At 32.8% G+C, this 20,790-nt stretch carries 14 protein-coding genes; 2 read left to right on the forward strand and 12 right to left on the reverse strand.

What is annotated here, in order from left to right; all coding sequences use genetic code 11:
* Window positions 1-9: 9 nt before the first annotated feature.
* The 4 genes from rnpA to DIS18_RS05230 all read right to left on the reverse strand — a co-directional run bounded on the left by rnpA (window position 10) and on the right by DIS18_RS05230 (window position 4,890).
* Window positions 10-387 carry a ribonuclease P protein component gene (gene rnpA / locus DIS18_RS05215; protein ID WP_109352591.1) on the reverse strand — a complete coding sequence of 126 codons (378 nt, stop codon included), beginning with the start codon at window positions 385-387 and terminating at the stop codon, window positions 10-12.
* A 94-nt stretch (window positions 388-481) separates the two neighbouring features.
* Complete coding sequence (locus DIS18_RS05220; protein WP_109351958.1) at window positions 482-2,326, reverse strand: M1 family metallopeptidase; 1,845 nt, start codon at window positions 2,324-2,326, stop codon at window positions 482-484.
* 61 nt (window positions 2,327-2,387) lie between these two features.
* On the reverse strand, window positions 2,388-3,995 hold the full coding sequence (locus DIS18_RS05225; RefSeq protein WP_109351959.1) for a S8 family peptidase: 1,608 nt from the start codon (window positions 3,993-3,995) through the stop codon (window positions 2,388-2,390).
* 34 nt (window positions 3,996-4,029) lie between these two features.
* Complete coding sequence (locus tag DIS18_RS05230; RefSeq protein WP_109351960.1) at window positions 4,030-4,890, reverse strand: MBL fold metallo-hydrolase; 861 nt, start codon at window positions 4,888-4,890, stop codon at window positions 4,030-4,032.
* 323 nt (window positions 4,891-5,213) lie between these two features.
* Between DIS18_RS05230 and DIS18_RS05235 the strand changes: the two genes are divergently transcribed.
* Window positions 5,214-7,085: a cation:proton antiporter gene (locus DIS18_RS05235; protein WP_109351961.1), complete on the forward strand. Its 1,872-nt coding sequence runs from the start codon at window positions 5,214-5,216 to the stop codon at window positions 7,083-7,085.
* 68 nt (window positions 7,086-7,153) lie between these two features.
* On the opposite strand, the gene DIS18_RS05240 is transcribed toward DIS18_RS05235, so the two are convergent.
* From DIS18_RS05240 to DIS18_RS05275, 8 genes are all read right to left on the reverse strand, one after another.
* Window positions 7,154-7,612, reverse strand: coding sequence for an arsenate-mycothiol transferase ArsC (locus tag DIS18_RS05240; protein ID WP_109351962.1), 459 nt, complete (start codon window positions 7,610-7,612; stop codon window positions 7,154-7,156).
* 44 nt (window positions 7,613-7,656) lie between these two features.
* Window positions 7,657-8,343 (reverse strand): DUF6090 family protein, encoded by a 687-nt coding sequence (locus DIS18_RS05245; protein ID WP_181363985.1) that lies wholly within the window; start codon window positions 8,341-8,343, stop codon window positions 7,657-7,659.
* A 396-nt stretch (window positions 8,344-8,739) separates the two neighbouring features.
* Entirely contained in the window at window positions 8,740-11,142 is a 2,403-nt protein-coding gene (locus DIS18_RS05250; protein ID WP_109351964.1) for a glycoside hydrolase family 31 protein, read from the reverse strand.
* 333 nt (window positions 11,143-11,475) lie between these two features.
* The gene (gene glgB, locus DIS18_RS05255) at window positions 11,476-13,383 is read right to left on the reverse strand and encodes a 1,4-alpha-glucan branching protein GlgB (protein ID WP_109351965.1); all 1,908 of its coding nucleotides are present in this window, start codon (window positions 13,381-13,383) and stop codon (window positions 11,476-11,478) included.
* A 3-nt stretch (window positions 13,384-13,386) separates the two neighbouring features.
* Complete coding sequence (locus DIS18_RS05260; RefSeq protein WP_109351966.1) at window positions 13,387-14,649, reverse strand: glucose-1-phosphate adenylyltransferase; 1,263 nt, start codon at window positions 14,647-14,649, stop codon at window positions 13,387-13,389.
* 6 nt (window positions 14,650-14,655) lie between these two features.
* Complete coding sequence (locus DIS18_RS05265) at window positions 14,656-16,062, reverse strand: glycogen synthase (RefSeq protein WP_109351967.1); 1,407 nt, start codon at window positions 16,060-16,062, stop codon at window positions 14,656-14,658.
* Between the two features lie 491 nt (window positions 16,063-16,553).
* The gene (lepA, locus tag DIS18_RS05270) at window positions 16,554-18,350 is read right to left on the reverse strand and encodes a translation elongation factor 4 (protein ID WP_109351968.1); all 1,797 of its coding nucleotides are present in this window, start codon (window positions 18,348-18,350) and stop codon (window positions 16,554-16,556) included.
* A gap of 67 nt (window positions 18,351-18,417) precedes the next feature.
* Window positions 18,418-19,521, reverse strand: coding sequence for a TolB family protein (locus DIS18_RS05275; RefSeq protein ID WP_109351969.1), 1,104 nt, complete (start codon window positions 19,519-19,521; stop codon window positions 18,418-18,420).
* A 43-nt stretch (window positions 19,522-19,564) separates the two neighbouring features.
* Between DIS18_RS05275 and DIS18_RS05280 the strand changes: the two genes are divergently transcribed.
* Entirely contained in the window at window positions 19,565-20,788 is a 1,224-nt protein-coding gene (locus DIS18_RS05280) for a M20/M25/M40 family metallo-hydrolase (RefSeq protein WP_109352592.1), read from the forward strand.
* Window positions 20,789-20,790 lie beyond the last annotated feature (2 nt).

Consider the following 20,790-nt stretch of genomic DNA (forward strand, 5'->3'; position numbering starts at 1 on the left):
CAGTGCTATTTAAGATTTTAAAACTTTGCCTGAAAACTTTTCAAACACTGTTTTCATTCTGGTTTCAACCTGGGCAAATGTGGGTTTGTCTTTGCCAATGTACAAAATCATAAACGCATGTTGTGTTGTTAAATTGTTAAAATACCCAGCTTTATTTAATCTATAAACTTCTCTTAGCAAGCGTTTTATGCGGTTTCTGTCCACAGCAGATTTAAAGTTGCGTTTGCTTACTGAAACCCCTGTTTTTACAATAATATCATCTTCAAAAGATGTAGGTAAGTAAACTAATCTTAACGGAAAAGCTGAAACTGATTGACCCTCAGTAAATAACTGATCAATGAGTTTTTTGCTTTTAAGCTTTTCTTTTTTGTTGTAGGTAAACTTCAAGCCATTTGTTTTGTTTGCCAAAGGTAGTAAAATAAAAAAACCACCAAGTGGTGGTTTTTTATTAAAGTTTAATGATAAAGATATTTTAATATCATTATTTTTTATTGTTTTCCTTGTCAATATCAGCCATCAAATCATTTGGGTCAAGCTCAACAGATTTAACAGCTTTAGAAACATTAAAAGTATAAGTTGGATAAGCCCAAGCCCAATCTTTAATAGTAGTTGCTGAGGTTGGTTTTTCACCACGCATCATTTGTAATGGAATATAAAAATCCTCAGTTGTATCATCTGTATAAGTTACTTTTAAATCTATTGGCATTGGCATTAAACCAACACGCTCTAAAGTAATAGATTTGCCTTCAACTGTTTTTACAGCATAATCAATTGTGTTTGTAGTTTGTGTCCAGTCCATTAAGTACCAATCTAGTTCCAAACCTGAAACTTTTTCTGCTGTTCTAATAAAATCAACAGGTCTTGGATGTTTAAATGAAAAGTCTTTAAAATATTGTTTTATCGTCTTTTCTTGATTTTCTTGACCAATAACATAAGCTAGTTGTTTTAAAAACACATAGCCCTTGTAGTAAGCTGAAATAGAATAAGCTTGATTAAAATTATATCTATCTGAATGCGTAGTTTGTGGTTGTTCTTTACCAGATTTTGCCAAATAGATATACACTCCAAATACACGTTTTGAAAGTGCTTCAAAATCTCTATTAAAGATATGGCTTTCTGCAAGTGTACCGATGTATTCTGTAAAACCCTCGTCCATCCAAGAATGTTTAGCCTCATTACTTGCTAAGATAAATTGAAACCATGAGTGCCCCATTTCGTGAGCCGTAACACCAAACAACCCTTCAAAAGAGCCTTCACCTAATATAAGTGTACACATTCCGTATTCCATTCCACCATCACCACCTTGGATAACAGAATATTGTTTGTAAGGATATTGCCCAACATGACCGCTAAAAAATTGCATTAATTCTACCGCTTTAGGCTGTAAGTTTTTCCAGTTTTCTAGCTTTTCTTCAAGCATGGTGCTTTTGTACAAAAAGTGTAACAATGGACCATTAGGTACTTGCATAGTATCATGCTTATAATCTGGATCTGCCGCCCAGGTAAAATCATGAACATTGGGTGCTTTAAAATGCCATGTTAATTTGTCTGAATTAGGCCTGTTTACAGTTCCTGTTTCATAACCGTAACCAATTTCATTTGGATTTTGTAAATAACCAGTTCCACCAACCACATAATTTTTATCGATAGTTAGTTTTACATCAAAATCTCCCCAAACACCATGAAACTCTCTTCCTATATAAGGGTCTGCGTGCCAGCCTTCAAAATCATACTCTGCTAATTTTGGATACCATTGTGCCATAGATAAAGCCACACCTTCTTTATTGTTTCTACCAGAGCGACGAATTTGAACGGGAACTTGTCCGTCAAAAATCATATCAAATGTTACGCTTTCTCCTGGTTGAATAGGTTTTGCTAATTCTACTTCTAGAACAGTCCCTACAGTTTCATGGTTTAGCGCTATCCCATTTTGTTTTAATGAGTTTACTTTTATATATCCAATTTCGTCGGGGTTTAACTTACTAATTCTATCCTTCACCCTTCCGTCTGGATCTGCGATAGTACGCGAACGAACATCCATTTCACTACCCGGTTGAAAGGCATTAAAGTACAAATGATAAAATACTTTGTTTAAAACATCAGGAGAATTGTTGGTATAAACCAATTTCTGTTTTCCTTTATATTGATAAGATTTAACATCCATATCAATTTCCATGTTATAATCAACATGCTGTTGCCAATATGAAGAAGAAGCAACTTGAGGTGTTGCGGGTGTTTGAGTGTTAGTAGCAACTGTAACGTCTTTTGAAGAGTTACAAGATAATAATAGTGCTAAACTAAAGATTGAGATAAAGAAACGATTCATAAAATTTGAAATTAAAAAAGGTTGCTTGATAAATAATAATGAATCAAGCAACCTAAATATATTATTTAGACATTTTAGATGCCATAATTAATGCATTATAAGCATTTACCATTTTAGCTGATTTACTTAAGTCTGCAAATGGCCTTACATCTTCAGAATTACCACCAACAATTACTTTAGTATTTATAGCTAAACCAGAATCCATGATAACTTGTTTTACTTGTGCGGCGCTTAGGTTTGGATAATAAGAGCGAATTAAAGCCGCTATTCCTGCTACACCTGGAGCTGCCATAGACGTTCCTCCTTTAGTATCATACTCGTTTTCAGGAGTTGTGGAGTATACACTTGCCCCTGGAGCAAAAACATCTACGTTTTTCTTTCCATAATTTGAAAAACCGGCAACCATACCAGAGCCGTATTTTGGAGCTAAAGCACCCACTCTAATATAAGTATCAGATACTTCTACGCCATTTACGTTATCGTCTGGGAAATTTGGTTTTGTATCAACATCTTTACTATCGTTTCCTGCTGCATGAACAAAAACAACATCTTTTTTTCCTGCGTAAGCAATAGCATCACGAACCCAATCACTATGTGGAGAATAACTTTTACCAAAACTTCCGTTAATAACTAAAGCACCGTTATCTACAGCATAACGAATAGCTAAAGCTACGTCTTTATCATATTCATCACCGCGAGGTGTAGATCTAATAGACATAATTTCAACATTATTTGCAACACCGTTTGCACCTTTCCCGTTATTACGTTCAGCTGCTATAATGCCAGCTACATGTGTTCCATGGCTTTCGCTTTTTTTCATTGGCTTTACATTGCCATTTCCATAAAACTTGGTTGACATATCATCTGGATTATCACCATTAACACGTCCTTTGAAATCTTTATTTAGGTTATAATTTAGTCTATCATTTATACTTTCTAAACCATCTTCAATTTCTTTTACAGCATCACCCATAGAGTCTAAACCATTACTGAACATATAATTTGCAATTTGTTGCGCTTGTGCTAGAGCTTGATCTTCAGTTTTGATTGCAGCAACTTCTTTTTTGGTGTAGTCTTTTTTGCCAAAATGTTTAGTTAAGGCTTCGTCTGTTGATTTTACTTGCTGATAAATTTGCTCATATTGCGTTTTTCTTCCTGACCATTTTTGATATTCGGTTTCATATTCAGCTTTAGCTCGAGCATAATCAGGATTACTAGTATCTCCACTAGCTAAAATTCTAACAAACTCTAATTGGTCGTAGTAACCATCACCTAAAAAATTCCAACCATGAATGTCATCTATATACCCGTTTTTATCGTCATCTTTCCCGTTTCCAGGAATTTCACCTTTGTTGGTCCAAATTACATCGTTTAAATCTTCATGGTCAATATCTATTCCCGAATCAATAACAGCTACAATTACTTTTTTACCTTTTCGGTTTTTAATAATTTCAGCGTAAGCTTTATCCACGCTCATTCCTGGGATGGTATCTTTTTCTAAATCTAAGTGCCCCCAATTATGTTTTTCAGCTTCTGTAAGTTCAGATACTTTTAATGGCGACGTGTCAATATTTTCAACTGGTGTAGATATTACAGCCGCAGTACCTCCACAGCCAAAAAATAAAACTGCTAAAAAAGCAGATGTTGCTATTGTTTTAATTGTTCTCATTGTAATATTATAATTAGTCGTTTATGTGATATGTTTAATTGAATATATCTTGAGTAGTAAAGACTTCTTTTAGCCTAACTCCCTTTTCTGTTTTTTGAACGGTTATAATTTCGTTATGCGCATCATGTTCTAAAAATAAATAGAAATTATTATCCACAGCCATATTTAAGAAACTTTCTTTTTCATCAAGCGTTAATAGCGGTCTGGTATCATAACCCATAACATAGGGGAGCGGTAAATGCCCTACGGTGGGCAATAAATCTGCCATAAAAGCTATTGTCTTTCCTTTATAATTAACAAGCGGAATCATTTGTTTATCGGTATGTCCATTAGCAAAAAAAATATCAAAGCCAAGTTCTGAGTTTTTAAGCAAATCATTTTTTGGAAGTGATGTAAATTGTAACTGCCCACTTTCTTCCATAGGCATAATATTTTCTTTTAAAAACGAAGCGCGCTCTCTTCTATTGGGTTTTGTAGCCCATTCCCAGTGGTCTTTATTACTCCAAAAAAGGGCGTTTTTAAAAGCAGGCTCATAACCTGTTTTGTCTTTGTTCCACTGAATACTGCCACCACAATGATCAAAATGTAAATGTGTCATGAACACATCGGTAATATCATCACGATGAAACCCGTTTATTTTTAGTGATTTATCTAAGTTAAAATCACCCCAAGGATGATAATAACTATAAAATTTATCGGATTGTTTGTTTCCCATACCGTTATCAATTAATATCAAACGGTTTCCGTCTTCAATAAGTAAACAACGCGTTGCGATATCAATCATGTTATTGGCATCTGCAGGGTTTGTACGATTCCATAATGTTTTTGGAACAACACCAAACATTGCGCCACCATCAAGCTTCAAATTTCCTGCGTTTATGGGATATAAGTTCATAGGGATGTAAAATTAAGGAATCTATATCAAATCCCTAAAAATGTTAAGAATATATTAAGAAATGACTTGCTTAAACGCTAGCTAAACGTTATTTACCAAAAAAAACAAGCACGTTTCTGTTTGATTCTAAGTGATAATATGGGATACTTTCAAAAAAAGGTGTCACGGCATTATTAAAAAATTTAGCAATGCTATCCCATTATCCCCTATATAAATAAAAACGATTAGAAAAATCAACATGATTTTTAATAGGAATATCTTTAAAACCAGCAAAAACCGAACGTTTTACTTAAATTAGTGCTTTTAAAAACAAAATCTAAAGAATGTTAGAGCTTGCAGGAATAATTATTTTAGGAATACTGGCCCAATGGGTTGCTTGGAAATTTAAAATACCAGCTATTTTGCCATTAATTTTAATAGGTTTGTTGGTAGGACCAATTGCGGCTCAATTTTTAAGTGAAGACGGAACAAAATGGATAGAACCAATTTGGAATGGTGAAAAAGGGTTATTTCCAGGAGATGCATTATACTACTTTGTATCACTAGCAATTAGTATTATTCTTTTTGAAGGTGGGTTAACCTTAAAACGATCCGAAATTAAAAATGTAGGACCAGTAATTACAAAACTGATTACTTTGGGCTCTGCTGTTACTTTTTTTGGAGCAGGTATTGTTGCTCATTTTATTTTTAATTTAAGTTGGGATTTATCATTCTTATTTTCAGGTTTAATTATTGTGACTGGACCAACGGTAATTACGCCGATTTTAAGGAATATTCCACTTAAGAAAGACATATCTACAGTTTTAAAATGGGAAGGTATTTTAATCGATCCCATAGGAGCTTTAGTAGCCGTTTTAGTTTTTGAATTTATAAGTGTTGGTGGAGATAGTGGTTTTACAAAAACAGCTTTAATTGAGTTTGGTAAAATTGTATTGTTTGGTACAACTTTCGGGTTCACATTTGCACATGCTTTAGCCTTTATTATTAATAAAAAATTGGTTCCTCATTATTTATTGAATGTGGTATCACTATCAACAGTGCTATTGGTTTTTGTCGAATCTGAAATATTTGCACACGAATCAGGTTTATTAGCTGTAGTTGTTATGGGTATGGTTTTAGGGAATAGCAAACTAGATAACCTTAAGGAATTGCTTTATTTTAAAGAATCTTTAAGTGTGCTTTTAATTTCTATTTTATTTATTCTTTTAGCCGCAAATATTAATATTGAAGACTTAGAATTACTTTATACATGGAAAACAGCAACACTTTTCGCTATAGTTGTATTTGTAATTAGGCCATTAGCGGTTTTTCTGAGTACAAGGGGTTCTAAACTGAATCTCAACGAAAAGCTTTTTATAAGCTGGGTTGGTCCTCGAGGAATTGTAGCTGCAGGTATCGCATCACTTTTTGGGAGTAAACTTTTAAAACAAGGTGTTGAAGGAGCTGAGTATATAACCCCATTAGTTTTTATGATAGTTCTAGGAACTGTTCTTTTAAACGCAACAACTGCACGATTTTTTGCAAAAATAGTTGGTGTTTTCCTAAAGAAATCTGAAGGTATTTTAATTGTAGGTGCATCAAAAGTTTCAAGGTTATTAGGCCATTATCTTTTAACAAACGGAAGACATGTAGTGCTTATTGATAGCAACGAACGTAACATTGAAAAAGCAAAAGAATTAGGACTGGAAGCTATAAGCACAAATATTTACTCAGATACGTTAATGGATAATATAGAACTTAGTGATGTAGGTTATATTATGGCATTAACAGGTAATCCAGATATTAATAAATATGCGATTAATAAATTTAGCAAGCAATTTGGGGAAAATGGCGCATATAGGTTAGTCACCACCAAAGAAATGTTAGACGACACCAATAACCCAAAAGAAGGTTTATTTTCCCATAAAGATGATTATAGTACGCTTTTAGAATTAACAAGAGAATATCCGTCAATTCAAGAGGTTGATTTGGAAGACAAGACACATTATGACGAGCTAATTAAAATTTCTAACAATGACCCTGATATTATTCCATTATTTGTGAAGGATAACGAAGGTGAATTTCACATTATTTCTTCTTATAATTTAGAGTTTGAAAACATAGAAGCGGGCTATCAATTGGTTTATTTAGGAAAACCTTTTGATGTTGAAGAAGTGCCAACCGCGGAAGTAGTGAATACATCAAAAGACGATTAAAGATTTTTTTTCGCTCTTGTAACTCAAATTCTGTTATTGGTTCAAGCCAAAAATAGAGCAATTATTTTTTATTCCTTTTTAAGTTTTTCTATAAGCTGTTCCACATGATTTTTTATAACATCACGAGCAATATTGTAATCTTTACTTATTGATGGAGTGCCATTCCATTCAATCATTTCATCAGCAGAGGCTGAAGGCACTGAACAATCAAATGTTATAACCTTATTTGCTTTTTCTATATCATTCATGGTAACTTTTTCAGGTTTCCAATTTTTAGTGTCAAATCCATCAATTGCTAGTCCATTGACTGTTTCTTGAGTTAAAGAACTGTCGGGTTCAGTGCCCCTAAAAACGGCGTGATAGTTTAAATTATGTTCCTTTGCCAACTTATTAAAATAAGCTGTTGCAATTGGACTTCTTGCTGCCCCATGCGTACAAACAAATACTATCTCTTTAGATTTACTGTTTGTTTCACAAGCAAAAATTGTATAAATGACTAAAATTGATAAGATGATGTTTTTTATCATAATTTTTTTCCAGAGTGATGTACAACGTGTTGTTTAAGCTTTCGTTATTTTTTTATTTCCATTTCAATTAACTCAAGAATATGGTTCATTGACTTTTTTAATTTACGCTCTTCTATTAATCCGTCATTCCTAACCTCGTCAAAAAGAACAGCCAATAACCTGAAATCTGGGTTATCATAAAGACGTTTAAATTCAATTCTTTCTATTTTTCCATCTACGACAACATGTGCATCATATATAAATTTAGTTATTAGCTCATCTCTCCATTTTTCTATTTTCATTGTATCTTCCAAAGCATCTATTATAATGTCTTCGAGAGAAGCTAATAGGTATTTAAGTTCTTTATTGGAAAGATTATTGATTTGACCAGATGATATCATTGATTTTAATATTCCTTTGTTTGGGTCATAAGTCCAATTCATATTCATTTTATAGTACATGTCAACGAATGAACTTTCTGGCATTGAATTAAATGCGTCTCTATCTTTAAAAAGACTCTTAAATTCTTGTGCTACAGCATATGATTTTTCATGTTCATTAATTGCAGTTGAAAGTACATCAATGTTGTTTTTCACTTCTACTCGAAGGTCTTTGAGTAAATTTTGTTCTTCAGATTTTAGTTTTCTGTTTGTATTCCAATTATTAATTGATAATGCTATTAAAATACCAATAATTACCAAAATTATTTCACCAATAGCATATTTTAAATACTTCCCGGTTTTGTTTTCCATAAGTAAGTTTTGTCGAATTTTTCTAAAGAATTTTATCATTGGTTAGTGGTTTCTAATAATGAAGCACAACGTCCACTTTATATGGCGTAGTGATACGCGCCTCATTCGTTAAACACTTTGTTGTGTGTAGTTTAGTTCTCGTAGACTCGTTTAAATATACATAAAATCTGCGAGGTGTAACAAACAGTGGGCGTTGGTAAGTAATTAGTAAAAGGGAGCGTTTGCAAAAAGCGGTTTTACTTACCAATTTATTATATAAGACTTTATTTATGGTTTTGTTCCATTTTGGAATGATAAGGGGAGTTCTTATTCCCCTTTTTGTGATTTTGATAATAGCCAAAAAAAGCCTCACTTTTTAAAAGTGAGGCTTTTTTCAAATTTGAAAAAATGTGTTTTTTAACCTATAATATGTAACTCGTTAAACTCTTTAGTTAATACCAATGTATTATCTCCATTTATTTTTAAATCTTTTAATGGAATTTCAACATTGTCTACCTCAACTTTAGATATTTTAAACGGTAAACCATGTAAATTCAGTTTAAAGGTTTTATATGTGGTTATAAACTTACCAGTTTTGTGTTGCTGGATAATAAGTTCTTTCTTTTTACCAGATAACTTAAAGTTTCTTAAGCTATATCTACCTTTAATATAATCATAACCATCTGTAGCATCTTCATAAACTTCTGAGTTTTCTTTCCCTTCTTTATAATATACATCAAGTAATAACTCATCAATAGTTTTTTCTCCTACATATTGCTGAATAGGATATTTAGGTATAATAGACCCTTCTTTTACAAAAATTGGCATGCTATCTAAATCGGCATCAACCCATTGTTCTGTACCGCCTTCAATTAACTCATCATTCCAGAAGTTGTACCATTTACCAATTGGAAAGTACATGCGTCTTCCGTTTTGGTTTGGTCCTGTTATTGGACAAGCCAATATTTTTTCTCCAAAAACAAACTCATCATTTCTATAATGCGTTTGTGGGTCTGCTTGATCATAAAGTACTAGAGACTTTAAAATTGGTACGCCATCTTCTGCATATCTCCAAAATGCTGTATATAAATAAGGAAGTAACTGGTATCTTATTTCAATAAACTTTCTTACTACATCTGTAATTGTTTTTCCAAATGCCCAAGGCTCTTGATCTCCGTGGTCTCCAGAAGAGTGTGTTCTACAGAATGGGTGAAAAATTCCTAGTTGAATCCAACGTGCATATAATTCGCCATTTGGCTGTTCAGCAAAACCTCCAATATCAGAACCTATGAATGAGAATCCAGACATACACATGCGTTGTGCTTGTAAGTTTGCAATGGTTAAATGATCCCAAGTTGCAATATTATCTCCTGTCCAACTAGATGTATAACGTTGGGTCCCAGAATATGCTGCTCTTGTTATAACGAACGGTCTTTTTGGGTAAGAGAATTTTTTTAACCCTTGGTATGTTGCACGTGCCATTTGCATACCGTAAACGTTATGTGCTTTTCTATGGCTACAACGGTTTCCGTCATAATCATGTCTTACATCATTAGGGAAGGTTTTTCCTGGAACGTCCATTACTGCCGGCTCGTTCATATCATTCCAAACACCTTTAACGCCTATATCTTCAACTAATTCTTGAAATAAATTAGACCACCATTCTCTTACCTCTGGGTTAGTAAAGTCTGGAAAATAACATTCCCCAGGCCATACTTTACCTTTCATATACGGGCCATCAGCACGTTTACAGAAGTAATCTTTTTCAAGACCTTCTCTAAATACCGAATAATCCATGTCTATTTTAATTCCAGGGTCAATAATTACAATGGTTTTAAACCCATCATCTGCTAATTCCTTAACCATACGTTTTGGGTCTGGAAAATATTCTTTACTCCAAGTAAAACATCTAAACCCTTCCATGTAATCAATATCTAAATAAATAGCATCACAAGGAATTTCTAATTCTCTAAACTTAGCCGTAATCTCTTTTACATTAGATTCTGGATAATAACTCCATTTACATTGGTGGTACCCTAAAGTCCAAAGCGCAGGCATTTCATGAGGTTTGCCTGTTAAATCTGTATAGTTTACAACAACATCAGACATTTCGGGGCCATAAATGAAATAATAATTCATTTCACCACCTTGTGCCCAAAAACTTGTTATGTTTCTGCGTTCATGACAAAAATCAAAATAGGATCTAAATGTATTGTCAAAAAATATCCCGTAAGATTTTTTGTTATGTAAACCCGTGTAAAATGGAATGGTTTTATAAATAGGATCTGTATCTCTACCGTAAGCATAAGAATCAGTTACCCAGTTTTCAAAACGCTTTCCTTTTAAGTTAATATCAACAGGCTTGTCACCTAAACCATAATAGCTTTCTCCTGGTTGAGCTGTTTTAGACATTTTTACAACATCTCCACCATGCTCATAACTTTCTTCCCAGTGAAAACCAAGTTCGTCCTCACAAATCAAAGATTTATCTTTTGCATCATAAATAGATGTTCTTAAGTCTAATTTTGAAATGTGGCAAATTAATTTTGCTGTGGTAATTATATAATTATCATCATTTTCAGTAACCTCAAGGTGATTATAGCCTCTACTTGCATATTTAGTAATAGCATAAGAAAAATCATTTTCAAAAATGCCAGTTGTTGTAAACCTAAAGCGGAGTATACTATCTCTTCGAACAGTAACCTGTAAAACAACACCATTTTCAGAGGTGAAGGAGAGTACGTTTAGGTTCTTTTCGTATTTAATTATTTTAGAAGGGAATAAGTTCCCTTTATATTCTAATTCAGTATTTAATATCATAAAAAAATATGTATCAATATTAATTGACGAAAGTACTAAATTTCAGAGACCCTGTATGCTACTTTTTATTAAAAAATAAAGAGAAATTTTGCAAAAAATCTAATTTATTAGCCAATAAAATATTGATAGTTTAATGCTATGCTAATCAACAGTTTTTTAATACTTTAATCGAATTTGGTTTTAATAGGTTTTGTGTAAAATGCTAAAAACAAATGGATTTATATAGAGATGATATCAAACCTTTTTGGGCATAAAAAACACGATTTAGAACCTGTCAAATATTAATTATAATGACAATTTTAAATGGTGTGATTGTTTTAAATCTTTAGAAACTTATTTAAATTTAAAAATAGTAACCGCTAAAGGAGGTAAAGTAATTTCTGCTGAAAAATCTTTTCCGTTCCAAGGCACTTTTTTAATTGTTGTTTCTTTTTTGTTTGCAATACCACTACCTCCAAATTCTTTAGCATCACTGTTGAAAATTTCAACTAATTTACCTTTTGCAGTAATGCCTATTCTATATTTCTTTCTAACGGTTGGTGTTAAATTACAAACCACAACTACATTTTCTTCATCTTTATAACCCTTTCTGATGTATGACATTACGCAGTTTTCATGATCGTCATGACTTATCCATTCAAACCCTTCACCACTAAATCCTTTTTCGTAAAGAGCAGGTGTGTTTTTATAGATGGCGTTAAGAGATTTATAGTAATTTTGCATGTCTTGATGTGGTTTGAAGTCTAACAGATTCCAATCTAAACTTTCTTGGAAATTCCACTCATTATATTGTCCAAACTCACCACCCATAAATAAGAGTTTAGTTCCTGGATGTGTAAACATGTAGCCGTATAATAAACGTAGATTAGCAAAACGCTGCCATTCATCACCAGGCATTCTTCCTAGGATAGAATTTTTACCATAAACCACTTCGTCATGAGATAATGGTAGCATAAAGTTTTCGGTAAATGCGTAGGCTAAACTAAATGTAATATCGTTATGATGATATTTTCTATAAACAGGGTCTTTAGCGAAATATTCTAAAGTATCATGCATCCAACCCATCATCCATTTCATTCCAAACCCTAACCCCCCAACAAACGTTGGCTTAGACACCATAGGAAATGCTGTAGACTCTTCAGCAATAGTTTGTACATCTGGAAAAGATGCATAAATTTCTTCGTTTAACTCTTTTAAGAAACTGATTACTGCTAAGTTTTCTCTACCACCGTAGATATTTGGTTCCCATTCACCATCTTCTCTTGAATAATCTAAAAATAACATAGAGGCAACGGCATCAACACGTAAACCATCTGCATGATATTGATCCATCCAGAATGCTGCATTACTTATTAAAAACGAGCGCACTTCGTTACGTTCGTAATTAAAAATTAAGCTTTTCCAATCTTGATGATAACCTTTTCTTTTATCAGGATGCTCATATAAATGTGATCCGTCAAAAAAACCTAGTCCGTGAGCATCTTCAGGGAAATGAGATGGTACCCAATCTAAAATAATTCCAATTCCTGCTTGATGTAACTTATCGACTAAATATTTAAATTCTTCTGGATAACCAAAACGAGATGTAGGTGCAAAATATCCAGTAACTTGATACCCCCAAGATGGATCATAAGGAAACTCCATAATTGGCATCAATTCAACATGTGTGAAATTCATGTCGCTTACATAATTTACTAAATCATCGGCTAACTCAAAGTAAGACATAAAACGGTTTTCTTCAATATTCTTTTTCCAAGACCCTAAATGTACTTCGTAAACAGAATAAGGTGCGTCAATAGCATTATGCTTTTTACGCGTTTTCATCCACGCTTTATCTTTCCATTTATAATCATCATCCCAAACGATAGAGGCCGTTTTTGGATTATGCTCATAACGTCTTGCATATGGATCAGCTTTTTCTGTTTTTATATCACTATTGTTACTTTGAATTTTATATTTATAAGTTGTGCCCTTACCCACAAGAGGAATAAAACCTTCCCAAATACCACTTGAATCCCAACGCACATTTAATTGATGCTCGCCTTCCATCCAATAATTAAAATCGCCTATTACAGAAACTTGTTTAGCTGTAGGCGCCCAAACAGCAAAATATACACCATCAATTCCATCAACTGTAACTATATGTGAACCGAACTTTTCGTAAAGCCTAAAATGTTTTCCTGCTTTAAAAAGATTGATGTCAAATTCGGTAAAAAGACTATAAGGTTTTACGTTTGCCATATATTAAATTACAGTTCCGTTAGAAATTACAGCATCCTTTTTTATTACAACAATACCATCTCTAATGGCATAAGTATCTGTCTCGGTGTCTTTTAGATTTTTTCCTCCATTTATTCTAACATCATCACCTATAGAGCAGTTCTTGTCAAGTATGGCATTTTTTATAAAGCATCGGGCACCAATACCAAGTGTGTTTATGTTTGGGTTATCTATATCTGCCAATGATTGATAGTAGTCGTTACCCATCATATATGTGTTAATTACTGTAGATTCATTACCAATCCTAGAGCGAATACCTATAACTGATTTTTCAATTTTACCAGCGCTAATAATACAGCCTTCAGCAATAACCGTTTCGTCTAAAATGGTACCCGCTATTTTTGTAGTTGGTAACATTCTTGCCCTAGTATAAATTCGCATTTTCTTATCATAAAGATCAAAATCTGGAATGTCTTTTGTTAGGCCAATATTAGCTTCAAAGAAGGAGTCAATAGTTCCTATGTCTGTCCAATAACCTTCATATTGGTAGCTTAATGTTTTGTGTTTATCTATATTTTGAGGGATAATTTCTTTACCAAAATCTATAGTTGATTCATCTTTCATTAACTCAACTAGAAGGTCTTTGTTAAACACATAAATTCCCATAGAGGCAAGGTAATTTCGTCCTTGATCCTTCATTTCATCACTAACTTCAGAGGTCCATTCTGGCAACAAACTAGAGTCTGGCTTTTCAACAAAAGAAGTGATTACATTTTTATCGTCAGATTTTAAAATACCAAATCCTGTAGCTTCTTTAGCATTTACAGGAATGGTGGCAATTGATATTTTAGCACCACTTTCTTCATGGGCCTTTATTAATTTTTCATAATCCATTTGATATAATTGATCTCCAGAAAGAATCAATGCATACTCAAAATCATGCCTCATAAAATGATGCATACTTTGACGAACAGCATCTGCTGTTCCTTGAAACCATCCTTTGTTATCAGGTGTTTGTTCTGCTGCTAATACGTCTACAAAAGCAGAGCTAAAAAAACTAAAGTGATAAGTGTCTTTAATATGACGGTTTAAGGATGCAGAATTAAATTGTGTTAATACATACATACGTTTTATATCTGCATTAATACAATTTGAAATCGGAATATCAACTAATCTATATTTTCCAGCTATAGGAACAGCTGGTTTAGACCTTTGTTCTGTTAACGGATACAATCTTGAACCTTGACCGCCACCTAAAATTATGGATAATACCTTGTTGTTAATCATAATTAATTAGTTTATAGATTTATATAAATTGATATATTGTTTTGCTGAAGCATTCCAAGAGTGGTCTATCTTCATTATTTGTGCTTTTATTTTTTTAATTTGAGGTTTATTCTCATAAAGTTCTAAACCTCTTTCAATGGCAGTGGTAATATCTGAAACAGTAACGTCTTCATGACAAATACCAAAGCCGTTTTCTTCTGAAACATCAACAACCGTGTCTTTTAAACCCCCAATGCTACGTACTATTGGGATGGTGCCGTATCTAAGTGCATACATTTGATTTAAACCACAAGGCTCAACACGAGAAGGCATTAACAGAAAATCTGCTCCTGCATAAATTATATGAGAGAGTTTTTCATCATAACCTATAAAGGCATTATATTGTCCATCAAAATCTTTCTTTAAAGCTTCTAATTGCGCCTCAGTTTCTTTGTTTCCAGAACCTAAAAGGAGAATAGAAATGTTAGGGTTTTGTAATGCGATTTTAAATGCTTCTGGAAATAAGTCTGACCCTTTTTCTCCAACTAGTCGGCCTATAAATGCAAAAAGCGGTTTGTCAATATCTAAATTAAATGTATCGCACAATTCTTTTTTGTTAGCTTTTTTACCAGAAGCAACAGTTTTTTGGTTGTAATTTTTTACTATGGAAAGATCAGTTTCTGGATTCCAAACTTTCCAATCTATACCATTTAAAATACCAATAGACTTATCACTCTCACTTAATAATAAGCTTTCTAAACCATTTGCAGATTCTTTCATCTCTTCCATATAACTAGGCGAAACTGTAGTTACTTTCCAAGCGCATTTAATAGCTGCAGCCAGTGGGTTAATTGTTCCTCCCCAATCTAACAAACCAACATTGTTAAAATCAAAAGCAGGTATTAAATTTACATTATCATGTGAAAACCATCCTTGGTATTGTGCATTATGTATGGTTAATATGTTAGGAGTTTTTCTAAAAACTTCATATTTAAAACATTCTTGAAGCATAAAAGGAATTAATCCAGTATGATGGTCATGACAATGAATTATATCTGGTAATTTTTTCCATGTAAGCATCCAATCTAGAGCTGCTATTTGAAAGGCTAAAAAACGCTTTGTATCATCAAAAGAATAAACGTAATCTTTAAAAACTAAATTTGGGACATCAACAAAAAAGATTTCAAAATCTAATGATTTATTTTTAAGCTTAAGTATTCGATACTTATATGTTTTCTCACCTAAATATAATTCAGATTCAAATACAGAAGAAAAAGTGTTTTGTTGGGTAAATTTTATATCATAAAAAGGCATTATAACTTGCGAAGAAATTTCAGAGTTATTTTGATATTTTGGTAAAGCACCTACAACATCTGCTAGTCCGCCAACTTTAGCAACAGGATAACATTCTGCACTTATATGTATAATATTCATTTATATTTTATGCGTTTTAATAAACATACAAAATTATAGTTTACATTTCCAATTAAGCTTAATTTTTGAAGAAAAATCAGTCTTTTACTTGATTGATTATTAATATGATTAAAAATTTGATGTTAACAATAAAAAGGCTGATAAAATCGTAATTATGCAATTGAATTATGGGTCTTGTTTTAATAAAAATGCTTTTACATTTAAGGCAGTTTAATCGTTTACCGCTAAAAAACATTTTATTCTATAGAATTAAAGTATTAATTCAACCTTTTTTATCCCAATTCGTCGGAAAGGGGTTTAATTTAAAGAATCATAAAGATACATTTGTACTATCAATCTAAAACAAACAATTATAAATGTATTAATCAAATTTATTTTAGTATTTCTTTTAGGAGTGGCTATTATATTAAGTGCACAAAATCAAATCACAGGAATGGTTTCAGAAAACAATTGACCATTAGAGTTTAGAAAACGGTTGGAGTAATAAAAATTTAATCATTCAACTTCAAAACAGCCATAAACGCTTGTTGAGGTATTTCTACATTACCAACTTGACGCATACGTTTTTTACCTTTTTTCTGTTTTTCAAGAAGTTTACGTTTACGAGAAATATCACCACCGTAACATTTTGCAGTAACATCTTTACGTAATGCTTTTACAGTTTCTCTAGATATAATTTTTGCGCCAATAGCTGCTTGAATTGGAATATCAAATTGTTGACGAGGGATAAGTTCTTTTAATTTTTCACACATTTTTTTACCAATGTTGTGAGCATTATCAGCATGAATTAAAGCAGAAAGTGCATCAACAGGTTGTGAATTTAATAGTACATCTAAACGTACCAATTTAGATGTTTTCAAACCAATTGGATGATAATCAAAAGAGGCATAGCCTTTTGAAACCGTTTTTAATCGATCATAAAAATCAAAAACAATTTCTGCTAAAGGCATTTCAAAAATTAACTCAACACGTTCTGGTGTTAAATACGTTTGGTTAATAATCATACCACGTTTTTCAATACAAAGCGACATCACATTTCCAACAAAGTCAGATTTTGTAATAATAGTGGCTTTAATATAAGGCTCTTCAACACGGTTTACAGAAGAAGGCTCTGGTAAATCAGAAGGATTATTTACTATAAAAGCTTCGTCTGGATTTTTATTGGTGTAAGCGTGATAAGATACATTGGGTACAGTTGTTATCACCGTCATATCAAATTCGCGTTCCAAACGCTCTTGGATAATCTCCATGTGGAGCATACCTAAGAATCCGCAACGGAACCCAAATCCTAAAGCTGCTGAACTTTCTGGAGCAAATACTAATGAAGCATCATTTAGCTGAAGCTTTTCCATTGAGTTACGAAGTTCTTCATAATCCTCGGTATCAACCGGATAAATACCAGCAAAAACCATGGGTTTAACATCTTCAAACCCTTCAACAATATTTGTAGTTGGTTTTGTAAAATCAGTAATTGTATCACCTACTTTTACTTCTTTGGCAGTTTTTATACCAGTTATTAAGTAACCAACATCACCTGTTTTTACACTTTGTTTTGCAACTTGATTAAGTTTTAAAGTGCCAACTTCATCAGCGTAATAATCTTTATCTGTAGCAACAAATTTTATGTGTTGCCCTTTTTTAATTTCACCATTAAAGACTCTAAAATAGGTTTCAATACCTCTAAACGTATTGTAAACAGAATCGAAAATTAAGGCTTGAAGCGGTGCCTCTGGATCGCCTTTTGGAGCAGGAACACGGTCTATAATAGCCTCTAAAATATTATCAACACCAAAACCTGTTTTTCCACTTGCGTGAATAACTTCTTCTGGGTCGCAACCTAAAAGATCTACTATATCATCAGTTACCTCTTCTGGGTTTGCACTAGGCAAATCAACTTTATTAAGTACAGGAATAATCTCCAAGTCGTTTTCTAAAGCTAAATATAAATTAGAAATCGTCTGCGCCTGTATGCTTTGTGCTGCATCAACAATTAATAAAGCACCTTCACAAGCAGCGATAGATCGAGATACTTCATATGAAAAATCTACGTGACCAGGTGTATCAATTAAGTTCAGAATATATTTTTCCCCATTAAGCTCATAGTCCATTTGGATGGCGTGCGATTTTATGGTAATACCACGTTCGCGCTCTAAATCCATGCTATCTAGTAATTGTGCTTGTTGTTCTCTAGCAGTTACTGAGCCTGTGTAATCTAATAAACGATCTGCAAGTGTGCTTTTCCCGTGATCAATATGAGCAATAATGCAAAAATTTCTGATGTTCTTCATAGTCAACAATCTTCATAAAAAGATTTGGCAAAGATAAGTTAATTATTGTGCTTAATTGATATTTAAATTAGTCTTGCCATTCTGCAATAAACAAATTGGTATCTCGCCCGCCTCCATTATTTCTATTAGATGAAAATGCTAAATATTTTCCATCATTTGAAAATACAGGAAACGCATCAAAAGTTTCACTATGTGTCACACGTTCTAGATTTTTACCATCAATATCTATTAAGTATAAATTAAAAGGAAAACCGCGTTCTGCTTCGAAATTAGAAGAGAATAATATCTTTTTGCCTGAAGGGTGAAAAAACGGACTCCAATTGGCATTCCCTAAATCAGTTAATTGTCTTAAATCACTTCCATCTGCATTACAAATGTAAAGTTCCATATCAGTGGGTTCAACCAAACCTTCAGCTAAAAGATCTTTGTATTCTTTTATTTCCTGTTCTGTTTTTGGGCGTGAAGAACGGAAGATGATTTTAGTGCCATCAGGAGAAAAGAATGCACCACCATCGTAACCTAATTCATCTGTAATTTGTTTTACATCACTTCCGTCAAGATTCATGGTGTATAATTCTAAATCGCCACTTCTTGTAGAGGTAAATACAATTTTATCGCCTTTTGGAGATACTGTAGGTTCTGCATCGTAACCAACTTCATTAGTTAATTGCTTTACAATGTTGCCTTCTAAGTCAGCAACAAAAATGTCGAATGTATCATATACTGGCCAAATGTATTTTCCGTTTTTTCTTAATGGTGTATCTGGGCATTTTTCATCTCCTAAATGGGTAGATGCATAAATAATATGCTTATTATCTGGTAAAAAGTAAGAGCATGTTGTGCGCCCTTTTCCTGTAGAAACCATGGGAGGAATTTTATCTTTAAACGTTTCCCCTACATTCATTAAAAACATTTGATCACAATTGACTCTCCAGTTTTTATTATTGGATTGAAACACGATTTGTTTATCGTCAAAACTCCAGTAAGCTTCTGCATTATCACCTCCAAAAGTAATTTGCTTTATAGATTTAAAATGCTTTTCTCCAGAAAAGATAAGGGAATCTTTTACTATATTGATTTCAATTTCTTTCTCAGATATACTTTGTTTTTTAGTCTCATTTTTGCAACTAAAAACTAAAAGAATTAAAGCTAAAAGGGATGCGTATTTCATCATAATAATTGGCTAAATTTGTGTAAAATTAATATTTATGAAAATGAAATACAGTATAGTTTTCCTTTTTTTATTGTTTTTAACTGGTTGTAAGTCAGAAGTAGCCAAATCGATTTCTATAAAAGAAGACGTTACCTTCCTTTCTGATGATGCTTTAGAAGGACGTCAAACCGGAACTGATGGTGAAAAAGCAGCAGCAGATTATATTGCTAAACGCTTTGAAAAATTAGATGCTCAAGGAAAGGGAACTAATGGGTTTTTACAACCCTTTACCTTTAAGCCAAAAACAAATCCACATCAAAAAGTAAAGTATAACGTAAAAGAAGGCGATAGTACAATTACAGGAACCAATGTGTTAGGGTTTATAAATAATGACGCCGAAAACACCATTATTATTGGAGCACATTACGACCATTTAGGCTATGGTGCTGAAGGGTCTTTGCATTGTGGAGAAAAGGCGATTCATAATGGTGCTGATGATAATGCTAGTGGCGTTGCTGTTATGTTGAATTTAGCAGAAAAACTTAAAGAAAAGAATACAAATAACAATTACCTTTTTATGGCTTTTTCTGGTGAAGAAATGGGTTTATTAGGGTCTAACTATTTTGTGAAAAATCCAACAATAGACATTAAAAAAGTAAATTACATGATTAATATGGATATGGTTGGGCGTTTAAAAGCTGATAGTACATTAGCGGTTTACGGTGTTGGAACATCACCTATATTAAAGCAAACTTTAAAGGCTCATAATGAGAATTTTAAATTGATTCAGAAAGAATCAGGAATTGGCCCAAGCGATCATACATCTTTTTACAATGCTGATATCCCAGTTTTACATTTTTTTACTGGTCAGCATGAAGATTATCACAAACCTAGTGATGATTTTGAAAAGTTGAATTATAAAGGCATGCAAACCATTTCTAACTATATTTTTAATATTATTTCTGATTTAAATGATAATGGAAAATTGCCATTTAGAAAAACAAAAAACGAAAGTGAAGAAACACCAAGATTTAAAGTAGGTCTAGGTGTTATTCCTGATTATCTGTTTGATGGAAAAGGCATGCGTATTGATGGTATTAGTGAAGATAAACCAGCCCAAAAAGCAGGCTTACAAAAAGGAGATATTGTTGTTAAATTAGGTGATAGTGTTGTTGTTGATATGATGAGTTACATGAAGGTTCTAGCAACTTTTGAAAAAGGAAATTCAACTAAAGTTGTTGTGGATAGAAAAGGCGAAATGGTTGAAGCAAATATTGAATTTTAATA

It is taken from the genome of Algibacter marinivivus (assembly GCF_003143755.1).
GTDB lineage: Bacteria > Bacteroidota > Bacteroidia > Flavobacteriales > Flavobacteriaceae > Algibacter_B > Algibacter_B marinivivus.